The sequence below is a fragment of the Rathayibacter sp. VKM Ac-2835 genome (genome assembly GCF_013266705.1).
Taxonomy (GTDB): domain Bacteria; phylum Actinomycetota; class Actinomycetes; order Actinomycetales; family Microbacteriaceae; genus Rathayibacter.
Map to the genome: position 1 here is coordinate 305,230 of NZ_JABSNQ010000003.1, position 15,632 is coordinate 320,861.

A 15,632-nucleotide genomic window follows, 5' to 3' on the forward strand; every position below is an offset into this window, starting at 1 on the left:
CGGCGACATCGATTCGTCGGGAACGGCGGTGTCCGCAGGATGCGGGCGGCCGTTCGTGACGTATCGCGGGGCGCGGCGGCGAGTCGGGCGACCGTTCGTGCCGATCGGCGAGAAGCGGCGGCGGGTCAGCCGACGGTGACCGGGGCGGCCGACGGGCGGCGCCCCTCCTTCATCCAGACGAAGAAGCCGAGCAGGGTGAAGGCGCCGTAGAAGACGTACATCAGGCCGGAGGCGTAGTAGCCGGCCGAGAAGAGCAGCGGGACGCCGACGATGTCGACGGCGACCCAGATCAGCCAGAACTCGACCCAGCCCTTGGCCATGCCGTAGGTGGCGAGCAGCGAGCCGACGAAGATCCAGGCGTCGCTCCAGACCGGCTCGTAGGAGCCGAGCGCGCGGAAGACGGGAGTAAGGATCGCAGTGCCGCCGATCATGCCGAGCACCAGCAGTCCGCGGGTGCGCCAGGAGGCCCAGCGCGGCGAGATCAGCGTGGTCGCGTCGCTGGGGCGGTGCGTCCAGCGGTACCAGCCGTAGATGCTCACGATGATGAACATGATCTGGCGGCCGGCCTGGCCGAGCAGGTTCACGGGGTTCGGGGTGTCGAACAGCGCGCCCATGAAGACGGTGAAGAGCAGTGCGTTGCCGAAGATGCCGACCGGCCACGCCCAGACCTTGCGCCGCATGCCGCCGAGGGCGCTGAGCAGGCCGAAGACGTTGCCGATGACCTCGCGCCAGAGCACTGTCTGGTCGCCGATGACGATCTGCGCGTCGAACAGCCAGTCCACGATCTGCACGGGGAGCCTCCATCGGGCGTGTCGGAGCCCACCCATGCAACCGCGGCGGGGGCGCCGCCATTCCGCGTGGCGCCGATTCGACGGCCGCTTGTCCGTTGTGCAGGTGATCCGGTACGGGGAGCGCGTGCCGAGTGGGCCTCAGCACGTTCTGCGCGCGATCGCCTGCAGATCGGACGTCGGCAGGCAGGACCTGCGGCTACGCGGCGACGAGCGAGTGCGCCTCCGCCAGCAGGGCGACCGAGCGCAGGCGGGCGGGCGTCGCGAGCGAGGCGTGGGCGACGATGACCTCGTCGGCCTCGGCCGAGCGGGCGAACTCGGCGACGTAGTCGGCGACCTGCTCGCCGGTGCCGACGCCGGTGTAGTGGGTCATGCTCGCGACGTGCGCGCCGACCGGGGCGGTCAGCAGGTGGTCGAGCTCCTCCTCGGAGAACTGCTGGTCGACGGGGATCTGGCCGCTCTGGCGCAGCAGCATCATCAGGCGGGCGCGCTTCATCTGCGCGAACTGCTCCTGCGCGTCCTCCTCGCTGTCGGCGGCGATGGCGTTCACTCCGGCGATCACGTAGGGGGCGTCGAGCTGCTCCGAGGGGCGGAAGCCGCGGCGGTACTCGGCGACGGCCTGGTGCAGCGCATCCGGCGCGAAGTGCGAGGCGAAGGCGTACGGCAGGCCGAGGGCAGCGGCGAGCTGGGCGCCGAAGAGCGACGAGCCGAGGATGTAGAGGGGGACGCGGGTACCGGCGCCGGGGGTCGCGCTGACGCCCGGGACGCGGGACTCGCCGGCGAGGAAGCCTTGCAGCTCGAGGACGTCCTGCGGGAAGCGCTCCGACGAGTCGTGCTCGCGGCGCAGGGCGCGGAAGGTGGCCTGGTCGCTGCCGGGGGCGCGGCCGAGACCGAGGTCGATGCGGCCCGGGTGCAGCGTCTCGAGGGTGCCGAACTGCTCCGCGATGGTCAGCGGGGAGTGGTTGGGCAGCATGACGCCGCCGGAGCCGAGGCGGATGGTCGAGGTCTGCGAGGCGACGTGCGCGATCAGCACGGAGGTGGCGCTCGACGCGATCGAGGCCATGTTGTGGTGCTCGGCGTACCAGACCCGCCGGTACCCGCTCCGCTCGGCCTGCTGCGCCAGAGCGACGGAGGCGGCGAAGCTGTCGCGCGCGGTCTCTCCGGGTGCGATGGGGGCGAGGTCGAGGATCGAGAGGGGAACGGTCATGAGAGAGCCAACGCGGGCGGCGGCCTCCGTGTTCCCGCGGCGGCGGGATCGGGCGTGTGCGGGCCTGCCGGAGGTGCGGAGGCGGCAGGGGCGGCGGCGCGGGGCTCGCGCAGAACATCAGCTGGGCGACGGTCTCATCTCCCCTCAGCGATGAGACCGGCTCTCAGCTGATGTCGTGCGGAGGACGCGGCCGCACCCCGGCCGCACCCCCGCCGCACCCGCGCGGTCAGCCCTCGATCGGCAGCAGGATGCCCTTCACGGTCTCGTCGGTGGCGAGGAACTCCTGCACGGCCGGGTCCTGGAAGGCGGCGACGAGCTTCTCGATGTTGGCGGTGTCCTTGTACTTCGAGCCGATGGTGAGCTGGCCGGCGAAGTCGTCGGGAGCCTGGGGCGCGAAGATCTGCTTCTCGATCGGGATGTCGGCGGCGAGGTAGTACTCGGTGTAGCCGACGGCCGCGTCGAGGTCGGGCAGGGCGCGGGACTGGGCGGCGAAGTCGAGCAGGGTGAACTGCAGGTTCTTCGGGTTCGAGGCGATGTCGTCCTGGGTCGCGGTGCCGGGCTCCGTGCCCTCCTTCAGCGTGATCAGGCCGGCCGACTGCAGCAGCCAGAGGCCCTGGGCCTCGTTCGCCGGGTCGGAGTAGAGCGAGATCGTGCCGCCGTCGGGGGTCTCGGAGACGTCGGCGTACTTGTCGCTCCAGAGGCCGAAGCCCCAGCGGAAGACGGGGGTCGCCGCCTCCTCCTCGAAGTCGGGGTTGGCCTCGAGCACCTGGCCGAGCCAGAGCTTGTGCTGGTAGACCGTCGCGGCGACCTCGCCCTCGCTGACGGCGCGGTTGATCGTGTTGCTGTCCGAGAGGCCCTTGAAGGCGACCGTGATGCCGTAGCGCGGCGCCACCTCCTCCGCCACGAAGTCCACGAGCGCCTGCTCCGAGGCGTTGCCCTCGGCCGTCGCGACGTAGAGGGTCGCGCCCTCCTGCTCGTTCGCCGAGACGGCGGGCGAGAGCAGCGGCACGGCGACGACCGCGCCGACACCGACGACGACCACCGCGGCTCCGGCGATCCAGGGCCAGCGGCGCTTCTTCTTCAGTTCGAAGCCGAGGTTCTCGGGGCCGGACTTCTCAGGGCCGGACTTCGCGGGGCCGTGGTTCTCAGTGGACATGGCAGTGCCTTTCGAGCGGTCGCGGCCGGACGGCGGCGCGCGGGAGGGACGCCCGGGCGGAGGGCCCGGGGCGGAATCAGGGGGAGGTTCGGCTAGACCGTGACCGCGACGCGCGGGGCGCGCCGGGACCGGGAGGCGCTCGGCGTGGTGCCGCGGACCAGGGCGTCGCCGGTGAGCTGCACGAGGGCGACGGTCGCGACGAGGATGACGATGGTCGCGAGCATCACGGTGGTGTCGAAGCGCTGGTAGCCGTAGGTGACGGCGACGTAGCCGATGCCGCCCGCGCCGATCGTGCCGGCGATGGCGGAGTACTCGATCATCGCGATGGTGTTGATGGTGAGGCCGCCGAGGATCTGCGGCACCGCCTCGCTGAGCTGCGCCGAGCGGATCACCTGCAGCCGCGACGCTCCGGAGGCGCGGGCGACCCGGGTCAGCGCGAGCGGCACGCTGCGCAGCGCGTTCTCGACGATGCGGGTGAAGAAGGCGATGCCGGCGATCGACATCGGCACCACGGCGGCCGCGATGCCGATGTTGGTGCCTGTGATCAGCCGGGTGAACGGCATGATCGAGGCCATCAGGATGAGGAACGGCAGCGACCGGCCGATGCTGATGATCCAGCTGAGGCTCTGGTGCGCGGCGCGGTTCTCGAACAGGCCGCCGGGGGCGAGGTTGTGCACGGCGGCGCCGAGCGGGACGCCGACGAGCACGACGATCAGCATCACGATGCCGACCATGATCAGCGTCTCGCCGAGCGCGGGCAGCACGAGCGCGGGGATGTCGGCGAGCGGGACCTTGTTGTCGAGGTGCAGCGCACCGAGGGCCAGCACAGTGTCGAGGTGCAGCGCACCGAGGGCGTGGGCACCGTGGAGGTGCACGGCACCCGCGAGCGCGCTCATGCCGCCGCCTCCTCGACGAGTGCGTCCGAGCGGACCGCGCCCCGCCGCACCGACAGCCCGAGAGCGTCGGCGGCCCGCGCGAGCCGGCGCTCCTCGACCGGTCCGAGGCCGATGGTCGCGTGCCCGACGGCCCGCCCGTCGACCGTCTCGATCGCCGCGCCGAGCAGCGCGACCGGCCCGACGGCGTCGGACAGCCGCGTCACCCAGTCGGCCGGAACTCCGTCGCGGGCGTAGCCGACGACCCACTCGTCGAGCCCCGCGCCCGGCAGCACCGAGGGGCGCACCGGGTTCAGCGCCAGGCCGAGCGGCGAGGACGCGTCGCGCAGCAGGTCGACGAGGCGGCCCGACTCCACGATGCGGCCGTGATCGAGGCGCGCGACGGAGTCGGCGACCTGGCGGACCGTCTCCATCTCGTGCGTGATGAAGAGGATCGACAGGCCGAGGTCGTCGCGCAGCTCCTTCAGGAGCGTGGTGATCGCGGTGGTCGAGGCGGGATCGAGACCCGAGGTCGCCTCGTCGGAGAGCAGGACGGAGGGGCGCAGCGCGAGCGCGCGGGCGATCCCGACGCGCTGGCGCTGGCCGCCGGAGAGCTGGTGCGGGTAATAGCGGGCGCGGTCGCCGAGGCCCACGCGCTCGAGCAGCTCGGCGACGCGGCGCTTCGTCTCGGCCGCGGTCACGCCGAGGTACTCGAGCGGGAGCGCGACGTTCTGCTCCGCGGTGCGGCGGCTGAACAGGCCGTCGGACTGGAAGACCGTGCCGATGCGACGGCGGGCGACCCGCAGCTCCCGCTCCGACAGCTGCGAGAGCGCGTCACCGTTGACGACGACGGTGCCGGAGGTGGGCCGCTCGAGCAGGTTGACGCAGGCGGCGAGGGTGCTCTTGCCGGCGCCGCTCGGTCCGACGACGGCGAAGATCTCGCCGGTGCCGACCGAGAAGTCGAGGCGGTCGAGCACCGTCACGGCGTCGGCGCCCTGCCCGTAGACCTTGGTGAGCTGCTCGAGGCGGATCATGGCGTCGGTCCTTCCAGGAGGGTTCGCGGGCGCGCCGGAGAGCGCCCGGTGCTGAGGGGCAGAGGGAGCGCGGAGTGCTCGGAGACGGCGTCCGCGTCGGTGTGCTGATGATGATGGCGCGGTGCGGCGGGCGGGCGCGACGGCGGCCGACGCTCGCCGTAACAGAAGGCGCTCGCGGCGCCCGATCCTCGCGAATCCGCTGGATCTCGCCGACGTCTGTCGGCGAAGGGAGTCGCGGCGGGCGGGGTCCGCGCACAACGTCAGCTGAGAAGGGGGGCCTCCTCTGTGGGGCGAGGCCCACCCGACTCAGCCGACGTTGTGCGGCGGCGGCGAGGGGACGGGCCCGCCGAGGGCGCTGCTCAGCGCAGTGCGTCGAGGACGGCCCGCTCGTCCCGAGGCTCCACGCCGGACCTGCGGGGCCGGTCCAGTCCGCGGGCGCGCTCGTCGTCGAGGACGCGGCGCAGGGTCTCCGCCGGAGGGCGGTGGCGGCCGCCGGCGCCGAGGTACGAGGCGGTGCTGCGCCGGCTGAAGCCGACGGCCTCGGCGGGCAGCCACAGCGGGAGCGAGCGCGGGCCGGCCCAGTAGCCGACGCCGTGCGCGAGCAGGGCCCAGTCGTCGGCGTGCACGACGTCGCCGCGGAAGCCCGCGAGCTCGGCGGCGGTGGCGAGGAGGTCGCCCAGGGGCACGGCCGGGCCGACGGCGTCGACGGCTCCGGTCACTCCCGCCGAGCCCGCCCCGTGCAGCCAGTCGGCGAGATCGTCGACGTCGATCGCCTGCGCGAACCGGCCGTCGGTCTCGGGCGCCAGGACCGTGCCGCCCCGGGCGAAGCGCGCCGGCCAGTAGCCGAGCCGGTCGCTCGGGTCGCCGGGCCCGGCGATCAGCCCGGGACGCGCGATCAGCAGCCGGTCCCCGAGGGCGTCGGCGGCGGCGCGCTCGGCCAGGACCTTCGCGTCCGCGTACTGCTCCGGGTCGGCCGGCTCGACCAGCGCGGCGGACTCGTCGGCGTCGGGCCGCACCACGTCGGCGTAGACGGAGACGGAGGAGACGAGCGTCCAGTGCGCGGCCGCGGGCGCGAGGCGGTCGAGAGCCGGCCGGGCGAGCTCGGGTGCGTGTGCGAGCTCGACGACCTCGTCCCACTCGCCGCGCAGTCCGTCGTAGGCGTTCGGATCGCGCCGGTCGACGCGCAGATGTCGCGCACCGTCGGGCACCGCTCCCGCCTCGCCGCGGGCCACGCAGGTGACCTCGTCCCCCGCCTTGATCGCCCGTTCCGCGACACGGCGCCCCAGCCATCCGCTGCCACCCAGGACCAGGACTCTGCGCATGCCCCCACTGAACCGGATCACCGCTCCGCTCCGCAGCGCTGTCCGCCGCGAGCGCAACGACCGGCGCACAGGGCTCAGCGCGCGAGCAGCTCGCCGTGGGGCATCGAGAGCCAACCGTCCTCGTCGGCGGCCCAGGCGCGCCAGGCGTCGCTGATCGCCTCGAGCTCGGCCCGGGTGGCGAGGCCGCGCTCGAGGGCGACGGTGGCGAAGGAGGAGGAGACCGCCCGGTCCGCCCACATGCCGCCCCACCAGGCGCGGTCCTCGGCGTTCTCGAACACCCAGAGCGACGCGGTGACCTCGACGCTCTCGAAGCCGGCCTCCCGCGCCCAGGCCTTGAGGCGCCGGCCCGCGTCGGGCTCACCGGCCGAGGCGCGGTGCACCCGCTGGTAGAGCGCGGCCCAGGCCTGCAGGCCCTCGGTGAAGGGGTGGATCAGCACGCCGGCGTAGTCGACGTCGCGGGCGGCGACGAGCCGGCCGACCCGGCCCCACTCGCGCAGCGCGTCGACCGGGCGGGTCAAGTGCTGCAGGACCTGGTGCGCGTGCACGACGTCGAAGGAGTCGTCCGCGAACGGCAGCGCGTAGGCGTCGGCGACCGCGAACTCCGCGGGGGAGTCGAGGGCCGCGGCCTGCGCGATCACCTCGGCCGACGCGTCCACGCCGAGCACCCGGCCGGGGGCGACCCGCTCGGCGAGGTCGACGGTGATCGTCCCCGGGCCGCAGCCCACGTCGAGGATCGAGACGCCGGGCGCGAGGTGCGGCAGCAGGTATCCCGCGGAGTTCTCGACGGTGCGCCAGCGGTGCGAGCGGAGGACGCTCTCGTGGTGGCCGTGCGCGTAGCGGCCGGTCGCGGCGGCGGCGGCGGTCGGGCTGGTCTCGGTCGCGGCCGGGCTGTTCTCGGGGTCCATGCCCGCCATTGTGTCCGTCGGCGCGCTGCCCACGCCGCGGACGCTCCTGCTGGCGAAGGCGAGCAGCGACGCCGCCACGATCACCGCCGCGCAGCCGAGCAGGACGGCCCGCGTGCCGACGAGGTCCGCGAGCGGTCCGACGAGCGCCTCGCCGAGCGGAACGGCGAGGAACGAGCCGACCATGTCGTACGAGTAGACCCGGGCCAGCGCCTCGCGCGGCACGTGGGTCTGCAGCGACTGGTCCCAGGCGATGGCGAACACCTCGAGCGCGACGCCGCCGAGCGCGAAGGCGACGATCAGTGCGGGGAGCGCGGGGACGAGTCCGAGGGCCGCGACCGGGACGGCCGTGACCGCCATCAGGGCGACGCCGATGGCCAGCGCCCGCCGCGGCCGCCAGCGCAGGGCGATCACGGCGCCGAGCGCGAGGCCGACGGTCTGCGCGGCGACGACCAGCCCCCAGGCCGCGCGGCCGAAGGACCCGTCGGCGATCACCGGCCCGAGCACCGTGGTCGCGCCGACGAACGCGGCGTTCAGCACCGTGAACTGGGCCACGACGATCCAGACCCAGCGCCGGCCGGAGAACTCCCGCCAGCCGTCGCGGAGGTCGCCGAGCACGGAGCCGGGGGCGCCGGACCGGGTCGCCGCGGGCAGGCGCAGTCCGGAGTAGAGGAGCGCGGCGAGTGCGAAGCCGGCGGCATCGATCGCGAGCCCCCACCCCGGCCCGACGAGCGCGACGACGGCCGCCCCGCCCGACGCGCCCACGATCGTCCCGGCGGTGAGGCCGAGGCGGAGCAGCGCGTTCGCGGGGCGCAGCTCGCCCACGGGGACGGTCTCCGGGACGAGGGCGGACGCGGCAGGAAGGCTCACGGCCGCGACGGCGCCGTTCAGCACGCCGAGCACGACGAGGGCGGGGATGCTCGCGGTCCCGCTGATCACCAGGGCGGCGACGACCGCCTGGGTGCCGGCGGCGGCGAGGGAGGTGCCGACCAGGATCACGGAGCGCGGCAGCCGATCGGCGAGGACGCCGCCGAGCAGCAGCACGGCGACGTTGGCGAGCGAGCGCGCGGCGACGACCAGGCCGAGGTCGGTCGCCGAGCCGGTCAGGTCGAGGACCGCGAAGGCCAGGGCGATCGGCGCGACGGCGTTGCCGAGCACCGCGGTCGTCCGGGCGGCGAGCAGCCGGCGGAACGGACGGTGCGCGAGAGGGCTGGGCGCCCGGGCCGCGGGCGGCGGAGTCACGGCCGCCGCAGCGGGAACAGCGCGGTCGTCATCGACACCGGCACCGTGCCCGGGCTCCGGGGCGGCCGGGCCGCGGCGTGCAGCAGCGCCGACGCCTCGCCGACGTGGCGGACGACCCGCCGCCAGGTCTCCGGATCGACCCAGAGCTCGGCGTCCGTCGACAGCTGCGGACCGTCGGCGCGCGCCGCGGATCGGCGCCGCAGCTCCTCGATCAGCGCCTCCAGGTGCAGCTGCCGGTCCTCCGCCGGCCCGGCCTCGACGGCCGCCGTCACGTCGAACGGCCGACCCGACGACTCGTGCCGGTAGCGCTTCGCCTCGCCGCCGCGCAGCCGCACCGTCTCGACCACCCGCACCAGCCCGGCCCGCTCGAGCACGCGGAAGTGGTAGCTCGCGGTCGCCTGCGAGAGGCCCAGCTCGCGCGCGGCCTCGGCTGCGCTCGCCGCGGCACCGGTCACCAGGGACAGCAGTCGGAGCCGGATCGGGTGGGCGGTGGCGCGCAGCTCCTCGAGAGTGGACATGCGGCCATCGTCACGCGGCGCCCGGCGGACCGTCAAACGGCTCTTTGGGGGTCGCTGCACCCCGCGGAGCAGCGAGGGCTACTGCGAGAGCTCCCGGTCGAGCCGGTCGAGGAGCACCTCGAGCGAGATCTCGAACTCCTCGTCGCTATGGTCCTCGCTGAGCAGGCCGCGCAGCCGCCGGACCTCGGGCGCGACGTCGAGGGAGACGTTCCCGTCGCCCTGCGGGATGGTCGCGTCGCCCTCGTCGAGCGGGAGGTCGGTCGGCGAGGTCTCGGCGCCCTGCACCACGGCCTGCAGCAGCAGCTGGCCGAGCAGGAAGCTGCTGAACGAGCGGTAGGCGCCGACGGCCTGCGCGTCGGTGAGCCCGCTGCCGGTGAGCGAGCGGAGGAAGGTGTTCACGGCCTCGATGCTGCGCAGCGGCGGGCGGAGCCAGGGCGCCGCCGGGTGCCGGGTCGCGACCAGCGGGAAGGCCTTCGGGTGATCGGTCGCGATGCGCCGGACCTCGTGGGCGGCCGTCTGCAGGAACTCCTGCCAGTGCCGGCTCTCGGCCTCGTCGAGGCGCACGGTGAGCTCGCGCATGAGCAGCGCGATGACGCCCTCGAGGAGGTCCTCCTTGCCGTGCACGTAGCGGTAGAGCGACATCGCCTCGACGCCCAGCTCCTGCGCGAGGGTGCGCATGGAGAGCGCCTCGGGGCCGGTGCGGTCGATCATCGCGAGAGCGGTCTCGACGATGAGGTCGCGGTTGAGCTTGCGGGCGGGGGAGCCGCTCCGCTTCGGCTTGTCACCGCGGGCCCTGCCGCCGTCGGTCCTGCCGCCGTCGCCGCCGGAGTCCGTGTCGCTGTCGGTCATGCACCGCGCCTTCCTGCAGTGCTCGCCCGCCCGGATACCAGGTGCGGTGCCGCGAAGGCAAGCACTTCCACCGTAACAACGCTTACGCCGTAAGCTCCGACGAGGCTTACGCTGTAAGTGTGCCGCTGCCGGACCGTGCCCCTCGCGGATCCCGCGCCGGTCCGCCTCCCCGAGGAGCACCCGCCGCCCCGCAGAACCCGCTGCGCAGGCGGCGCGGCTCCGCTTCGCCTCCGCACCAGCGACCCCCGCACCAGCGATCCCCGCGGCACCGTCCCGGGAGAGAAGAGAGAGCACCATGATCGACAGCAGCAGCATCGACAGCCTGATCGGCGCCGACGTGCACGGCAGCGACGACGCCAAGATCGGCACCGTCGGCCAGGTCTACGTCGAGGACAGCACGCAGACCCCGACCTGGGTCACCGTCCGCACCGGCCTGTTCGGCTCCTCGGAGTCGTTCGCGCCCCTCGCGGACGCGAGCTACGAGGGCGGCGTCCTCCGCGTCGGCTACGAGAAGTCCTTCGTCAAGGACGCGCCGCGCATCGAGGACGACGGCCAGCTCTCCGCCGACGAGGAGCAGGCCCTCTACTCGTACTACGGCCTGGGCGGCACCGCTGCCGCGCCGACCGAGGCGCCCCTCTACGACCAGGACGCCGACCGCGGCGCCGACGCCGACCGCGACGTCGACCGCAGTGCCGGCATCGACCGCGACCGCGGCACCGAGGGCCACGACACGTCGGGCCCGACGACCGACGACGCGATGACCCGCTCCGAGGAGCGCCTGCGCGTCGGCACCGAGCGCGTCGAGGCCGGCCGCGCCCGCCTGCGCAAGCACATCGTCACCGAGCAGGTCTCGAAGACGGTCCCGGTGAGCCACGACGAGGTCACCCTCACCCGCGAGCCGATCACCGAGGCGAACGCCGGCGACGCCCTCGCCGGTCCCGACCTCAGCGAGGAGGAGCACGAGGTGGTCCTCACCGAGGAGCGCGTCGTCACCGCGAAGGAGACGGTCCCCGTCGAGCGCGTGTCGCTCGGCACCGAGACCGTGACCGAGCAGCGCACCGTCGACGCCGACGTCTCGCACGAGGAGATCGAGCTCGTCGAGCCCGAGGACACCCGCACCGGCACCCGCTCCGGCGCCGAGGAGACCGTCGCCGACCGCGACGCGCGCTCCTAGCGGGACCCGCGGCGGCCGGTGAGCAGCACCGCTCGCCGGCCGCCGCACCCGCACCACCCCGCACGACCCCCTGCACCACCCTCACCCGTCCTGCTCCGGACCGTGCCCGAAAGGCTCCCCCATGGATCTCCCCGCCGCTCTGCAGAACGGACTGGCCGCGGTCATCGCGTTCGTCCCGCTCGCGCTGCTGTTCCTGCTCATCCTCATCGTCGGCCTGATCGTCGCCAAGCTCATCGAGAAGGGCCTCTCGCGCCTGCTCACCAAGGTCGGCTTCGACCGCGCCGTCGAGCGCGGCGGCATCAAGAAGGCCCTCGCGAACTCGACGCTGGACGCGTCCGACATCGTGTCGAAGATCATCTACTACACGCTCGTGCTCTTCGTGCTGCAGTTCGCCTTCGGTGTCTTCGGCCCCAACCCGGTCAGCGATCTGCTGCAGGGCATCATCGGCTTCCTGCCGAAGATCATCGTCGCGATCATCATCGTCGTGCTCGCCGCCGCGATCGCCGCCGGCGCGAAGGGCCTGATCCAGAACACCCTGGGCGGCCTCTCCTACGGCAAGGTCCTCGGGAACATCGTCGCGGTGTTCATCCTCTTCCTCGGGGTCACCGCGGCTCTGAACCAGATCGAGGTCGCGACCACGGTCACCACGCCGATCCTCATCGCCGTCCTCGCGATCATCGCGGGCGTCATCATCGTCGGCGCGGGCGGCGGCCTGATCAAGCCGATGCAGCAGCGCTGGGAGGCGATCCTCACGAAGGCCGAGGAGGAGGCGCCGAAGATCCAGCAGGAGGCGCAGAACGCTCCCTCCGTCACCGAGCAGGCCAAGCGCGCCGCCGACCAGGCGAAGCAGGCCGCCCCGGCGACCACCGCGCGCCGCCCCCGCTAGGCGCACGACCGCACCACCCGCACCATCCGCGGCCGGCTCCGCTCGCTCCGAGCAGGGCCGGCCGCGTCCGCGTCAGACCGAGGGGACCCCATGAGCGCGACACCGTCCGAGCCGACCGCGTCCGAGCCGGGACCGGCGCCGACCGCCGAGGTGGTCCTGCACGAGGAGCGCCTCCTCGTCGGCACGCGCAGGCACGCCACCGAGCGCGTCCGCGTCCGGCGGGTCGTCGTGACCGAGCAGCGGACGATCACCGTGGACGTCCGCCGCGAGGAGCTGCGCGTCACCCGCGAGCCGATCCTCGACGGGCCGCCGCTGCCCGACGCGATCACGGCGGCCCCGCAGGAGTCGATCGTCGTCGTCCTGCACGAGGAGCGGATCGACGTCGTCCGGACCGTCGTCCCCGTCGAGCGCGTGACGCTCCGGGTCGAGTCCGTCTCCGGCGCCCGCGACGTCACCGCGTCGCTGCGCCACGAGGCCGTCGAGGTCGCGTCGTCGACGGCGCAGGAGCAGGAGGGCCCCGACCTGTTCTGATGTCGGCCGCCGCCGCTACGGTCGAGCGATGACCCCGTCCCGCCCCACCTCTCCGGTCCCCGCTGTCACCGCCGAGGAGTGGGCCGAGCTCCGCGAGCGCGTCCGCCGGACCCGCTGGTCGCCCGACTGGCCGGTCGAGGGCTGGGCGGCCGGGACCGATCAGGCCGAGCTGCGGCGGCTGGCTCGGCGCTGGGCCGAGGGGTTCGACTGGCCGGCGCAGGAGCGGCGGATGCGCGCGCTGCCCTGGGCGCAGGCCGACCTCGACGGGACGCCCGTGGCCTACCTCCGCTTCGAGGCCGAGACACCCGGTCGCCTGCCGATCGTCCTGACGAACGGCTGGCCCAGCACCGCGCTCGAGCTGGTGGCGCTCGCCGAGCGGCTCGCCACGCCGTCGCGCTTCGGCGGCGACCCGGCGGAGGCGGCCACCGTCGTCGTGCCCGCCCTGCCGGGCTTCCCCTTCTCGCCGCAGCGGCCCGGGCTGGACGAGCAGACGCACGAGCTCTGGCACCGGCTGATGACCGAGGAGCTCGGGTTCGCCCGCTACGCCGCGCACGGGGGCGATCTGGGTGCCGGCATCACCTCGCGGCTGGCCGAGAGCCACCCGGAGGCCGTCGCGGGCATCCACCTGCTCGCCGTCGCCTCGCCGCGGCACGTCGAGGAGGACTCCCTCACCGCCGAGGAGCGCGCGCACGTCGAGGAGCAGCGCACCTGGTTCGCGGACGAGGGCGCGTACGAGCACCAGCAGCAGACCCGGCCGCTCACCCTCGCGCCCGCGCTGTCCGACTCGCCGGTCGGCCTGCTCGCCTGGATCCTCGAGAAGCACCGGGCCTGGAGCGACTGCGGCGGCGATCTCTCGACCCGCTTCGACGACGAGTACCTGCTCACCCTCGCCTCGCTCTACTGGTTCACCGACTCGATCTCCACGTCGGTCCGGCCCTACTGGGAGTACGCGACCGGGCGGACGGCGCGGGTCGGCCGGGTCGCCGTGCCCACCGCGCTCGCCGTCTTCCCCTTCGACCTGACGCACCCGCCGCGCAGCTGGGCCGAGCGCAGCTACGACGTCGTCCGGTACACGGCCATGCCCCGCGGCGGCCACTTCGCCCCGCACGAGGAGCCGGACCTGCTCGCCGCGGACATCCGCGCGCTGCTGGCGCTGGTGCAGTAGCGGAGATCCGCGACGCGACAATCGGCCAACAGGCTGTTGGCCGATTGGTCGTCGGCGGATAGGGCGGCCGTCACGCCCCACCCTTGCGGCCGCCCCCGGTCCGCGCGTAGCGTCGACGTGTACCTCGTCGCGAGCCGCGACGTCGGGGCGGCCACCTCACCGGCCGGCCGATCGGCTCGCGGACACGGGGGCTCCCCGCAGGAAAGACGGTCTCGTGCGCACCAGCACCGGTACTGCGTCCACGACGCAGCAGCTGCCCTCGCACTGACGACCCCTGCTCCCGCCCGCTGAACCGGGCGGACGCGCGCTCCCGCCCCGGCGGAGAGCGGTGGTCGTCGTGCGCCGACGCGACCACCGGGAGCACCGTGCCCTTCTCCACTTCACCGACCCCTCCGTCCCTCGTCCTCACCGACTGCTCGTTCGCCTGGCCCGACGGCTCGATCGTCCTCGACCGCGTCACCGCCGCCTTCGGCCGCGGCCGCACCGCGCTCGTGGGAGCCAACGGCGCCGGCAAGTCGACGCTCGTGCGGCTCGTCGCCGGCGACCTCGCGCCGACCTCCGGAACCGTCAGCGCGACCGGCGCAGTCGACCTGCTGCCGCAGCGCCTGCCGCGCGGCGCAGACGACACGGTCGCCGATCTGCTCGGGATCCGCGGCCGGCTCGACGCCCTGCACGCGATCCTGGCCGGCGACGCCGGGGCCGACCGCTTCGAGGCCCTCGCCGACGACTGGGACGTCGAGGCCCGGGCCGTCGCTGCGCTGAGCACGGCCGGCCTCGACCTCGACGCCGCCGACCTGCTCCGCCCCGTCTCGATGCTCTCCGGCGGGCAGGCGGTCCTCGCGGCCGTGACGGGAGTGGTGCTGCGCGGCCGGCCGATCGCGGTCCTCGACGAGCCGACGAACGACCTCGACCGCCGCTCCCGGCAGCTGCTGCTCGCGCTGGTCGACGGCTGGCGCGGCACCCTCGTCGTCGTCAGCCACGACCGGGAGCTGCTCGAGCACGTCGACGAGATCGCGGAGCTGCGCGACGGCGACCTGCGCACCTCGGCGGGCACGTTCTCCGACTTCGAGGAGCGGCTCGCCGTCGAGCGCGCGGCCGTCGAGCGCGACGTCCGGGCGGCCGAGCAGGTGCTGCGCGCCGAGAAGCGCCAGCGGATCGAGGCGCAGACCACGATCGCCCGCCGCACGAAGGCGGGGGAGAAGTCGGGGCGGTCGATGCCGAAGGGCGCCGCCGACTTCCGCCGCGGCCGCGCGGAGGGGACCGCCGGACGGCTCCGCTCGGGTCACGCCGAGGCCGAGGCGCGCGCGAAGGACCGGGTCGACGAGGCGTCCGGGCGGCGCCGCGACGACGACGCGGTGCGGCTCGACCTGCCCGACCCGGGCGTTCCCGCGACCCGGCGGCTCGCCGAGCTGACCGTCCGCGGCCGGACCACGGTGCTCCAGGGGCCGGAGCGCCTCGGCCTGATCGGCGCCAACGGCACCGGGAAGACCCTGCTGCTCGAGCGGCTCGTCGGCGCGGAGCCGCCGCGCCCGCATCCCGTCCCCGGCACGGACGCGCGGGCGCTCACCGAGCGCGTCGGCTACCTCGCTCAGCACCGCGAGGACATGCTCGACGACGACCGCACCGTGCTCGAGCACGTCGCGCGAGCCGCACCCGACCTGCCGATCCCGGCCCTGCGCGACGCGCTCGCGCGGCTGCTGCTGCGCGGCGCGATCGTCGACCGACCCGCGTCGACGCTCTCGGGCGGGGAGCGCTTCCGGGTGGCGCTCGCCGGGGTCGTCCTCGCGCGCCCGGTGCCGCAGCTGCTCGTGCTCGACGAGCCGACCAACGACCTCGACCTGGCGACGGCCGACCACCTGGTCGAGGTGCTGCGGGCCTGGCGCGGCGGACTCCTCGTCGTCAGCCACGACGACGCGTTCCTGGATCGGCTGGCGCTGGACGGGCGGGTGGTGCTGGATGCGCCGGAGGTGACGGACGCGCCGTGAG

The 15,632-nt window shown here is 74.2% G+C and carries 14 protein-coding genes and 1 pseudogene; 5 read left to right on the forward strand and 10 right to left on the reverse strand.

The features are described 5' to 3' along the window. Positions 1-125: 125 nt before the first annotated feature. The 10 genes and pseudogenes from pnuC to HRK28_RS15245 all read right to left on the reverse strand — a co-directional run bounded on the left by pnuC (position 126) and on the right by HRK28_RS15245 (position 9,890). Positions 126-791 carry a nicotinamide riboside transporter PnuC gene (pnuC, locus tag HRK28_RS15200; protein WP_160086247.1) on the reverse strand — a complete coding sequence of 222 codons (666 nt, stop codon included), beginning with the start codon at positions 789-791 and terminating at the stop codon, positions 126-128. A 196-nt stretch (positions 792-987) separates the two neighbouring features. Then, positions 988-1,995 carry an LLM class flavin-dependent oxidoreductase gene (locus HRK28_RS15205; protein WP_160086249.1) on the reverse strand — a complete coding sequence of 336 codons (1,008 nt, stop codon included), beginning with the start codon at positions 1,993-1,995 and terminating at the stop codon, positions 988-990. 226 nt (positions 1,996-2,221) lie between these two features. Further along, positions 2,222-3,151: a MetQ/NlpA family ABC transporter substrate-binding protein gene (locus HRK28_RS15210; RefSeq protein ID WP_173252205.1), complete on the reverse strand. Its 930-nt coding sequence runs from the start codon at positions 3,149-3,151 to the stop codon at positions 2,222-2,224. Positions 3,152-3,243: 92 nt separating this feature from the next. After that, positions 3,244-4,047, reverse strand: coding sequence for a methionine ABC transporter permease (locus HRK28_RS15215; RefSeq protein WP_173252206.1), 804 nt, complete (start codon positions 4,045-4,047; stop codon positions 3,244-3,246). Then, the gene (locus HRK28_RS15220) at positions 4,044-5,057 is read right to left on the reverse strand and encodes a methionine ABC transporter ATP-binding protein (protein ID WP_173252207.1); all 1,014 of its coding nucleotides are present in this window, start codon (positions 5,055-5,057) and stop codon (positions 4,044-4,046) included. The genes HRK28_RS15215 and HRK28_RS15220 overlap by 4 nt, the downstream gene beginning before the upstream one ends. A gap of 359 nt (positions 5,058-5,416) precedes the next feature. After that, positions 5,417-6,379 (reverse strand): NAD-dependent epimerase/dehydratase family protein, encoded by a 963-nt coding sequence (locus tag HRK28_RS15225; RefSeq protein WP_173252208.1) that lies wholly within the window; start codon positions 6,377-6,379, stop codon positions 5,417-5,419. Between the two features lie 74 nt (positions 6,380-6,453). Further along, the gene (locus tag HRK28_RS15230; protein ID WP_173252400.1) at positions 6,454-7,284 is read right to left on the reverse strand and encodes a methyltransferase domain-containing protein; all 831 of its coding nucleotides are present in this window, start codon (positions 7,282-7,284) and stop codon (positions 6,454-6,456) included. A 57-nt stretch (positions 7,285-7,341) separates the two neighbouring features. Next, positions 7,342-8,523 (reverse strand): annotated as a pseudogene (locus HRK28_RS15235) (MFS transporter); the annotation flags it as partial. Next, the gene (locus HRK28_RS15240) at positions 8,520-9,041 is read right to left on the reverse strand and encodes a helix-turn-helix domain-containing protein (RefSeq protein ID WP_173252209.1); all 522 of its coding nucleotides are present in this window, start codon (positions 9,039-9,041) and stop codon (positions 8,520-8,522) included. The pseudogene HRK28_RS15235 and the gene HRK28_RS15240, both read right to left, overlap by 4 nt. Positions 9,042-9,119: 78 nt before the next feature. Next, positions 9,120-9,890, reverse strand: coding sequence for a TetR/AcrR family transcriptional regulator C-terminal domain-containing protein (locus HRK28_RS15245; protein ID WP_173252210.1), 771 nt, complete (start codon positions 9,888-9,890; stop codon positions 9,120-9,122). 295 nt (positions 9,891-10,185) lie between these two features. Here HRK28_RS15245 and HRK28_RS15250 point away from each other — a divergent pair, with 295 nt between their 5' ends. From HRK28_RS15250 to HRK28_RS15270, 5 genes are all read left to right on the forward strand, one after another. Then, entirely contained in the window at positions 10,186-11,064 is an 879-nt protein-coding gene (locus HRK28_RS15250; RefSeq protein ID WP_173252211.1) for a DUF2382 domain-containing protein, read from the forward strand. Positions 11,065-11,185: 121 nt separating this feature from the next. Continuing rightward, positions 11,186-11,950: a hypothetical protein gene (locus tag HRK28_RS15255; protein ID WP_123706183.1), complete on the forward strand. Its 765-nt coding sequence runs from the start codon at positions 11,186-11,188 to the stop codon at positions 11,948-11,950. Between the two features lie 90 nt (positions 11,951-12,040). Then, the gene (locus HRK28_RS15260; protein ID WP_173252212.1) at positions 12,041-12,481 is read left to right on the forward strand and encodes a YsnF/AvaK domain-containing protein; all 441 of its coding nucleotides are present in this window, start codon (positions 12,041-12,043) and stop codon (positions 12,479-12,481) included. Between the two features lie 28 nt (positions 12,482-12,509). After that, complete coding sequence (locus tag HRK28_RS15265) at positions 12,510-13,646, forward strand: epoxide hydrolase family protein (RefSeq protein WP_173252213.1); 1,137 nt, start codon at positions 12,510-12,512, stop codon at positions 13,644-13,646. 365 nt (positions 13,647-14,011) lie between these two features. Then, entirely contained in the window at positions 14,012-15,631 is a 1,620-nt protein-coding gene (locus tag HRK28_RS15270) for an ATP-binding cassette domain-containing protein (RefSeq protein WP_173252214.1), read from the forward strand. Position 15,632 lies beyond the last annotated feature (1 nt).

Coding starts and splice junctions, on each gene's coding strand:
- HRK28_RS15210 (WP_173252205.1), bottom strand. CDS start 3,151: ATGTCCACTGAGAACCACGGCCCCGCGAAGTCCGGCCCTGAGAAGTCC.
- HRK28_RS15205 (WP_160086249.1), bottom strand. CDS start 1,995: ATGACCGTTCCCCTCTCGATCCTCGACCTCGCCCCCATCGCACCCGGA.
- HRK28_RS15255 (WP_123706183.1), top strand. CDS start 11,186: ATGGATCTCCCCGCCGCTCTGCAGAACGGACTGGCCGCGGTCATCGCG.
- HRK28_RS15220 (WP_173252207.1), bottom strand. CDS start 5,057: ATGATCCGCCTCGAGCAGCTCACCAAGGTCTACGGGCAGGGCGCCGAC.
- HRK28_RS15230 (WP_173252400.1), bottom strand. CDS start 7,284: ATGGACCCCGAGAACAGCCCGGCCGCGACCGAGACCAGCCCGACCGCC.
- HRK28_RS15250 (WP_173252211.1), top strand. CDS start 10,186: ATGATCGACAGCAGCAGCATCGACAGCCTGATCGGCGCCGACGTGCAC.
- HRK28_RS15240 (WP_173252209.1), bottom strand. CDS start 9,041: ATGTCCACTCTCGAGGAGCTGCGCGCCACCGCCCACCCGATCCGGCTC.
- HRK28_RS15265 (WP_173252213.1), top strand. CDS start 12,510: ATGACCCCGTCCCGCCCCACCTCTCCGGTCCCCGCTGTCACCGCCGAG.
- HRK28_RS15225 (WP_173252208.1), bottom strand. CDS start 6,379: ATGCGCAGAGTCCTGGTCCTGGGTGGCAGCGGATGGCTGGGGCGCCGT.
- HRK28_RS15260 (WP_173252212.1), top strand. CDS start 12,041: ATGAGCGCGACACCGTCCGAGCCGACCGCGTCCGAGCCGGGACCGGCG.
- HRK28_RS15245 (WP_173252210.1), bottom strand. CDS start 9,890: ATGACCGACAGCGACACGGACTCCGGCGGCGACGGCGGCAGGACCGAC.
- HRK28_RS15215 (WP_173252206.1), bottom strand. CDS start 4,047: ATGAGCGCGCTCGCGGGTGCCGTGCACCTCCACGGTGCCCACGCCCTC.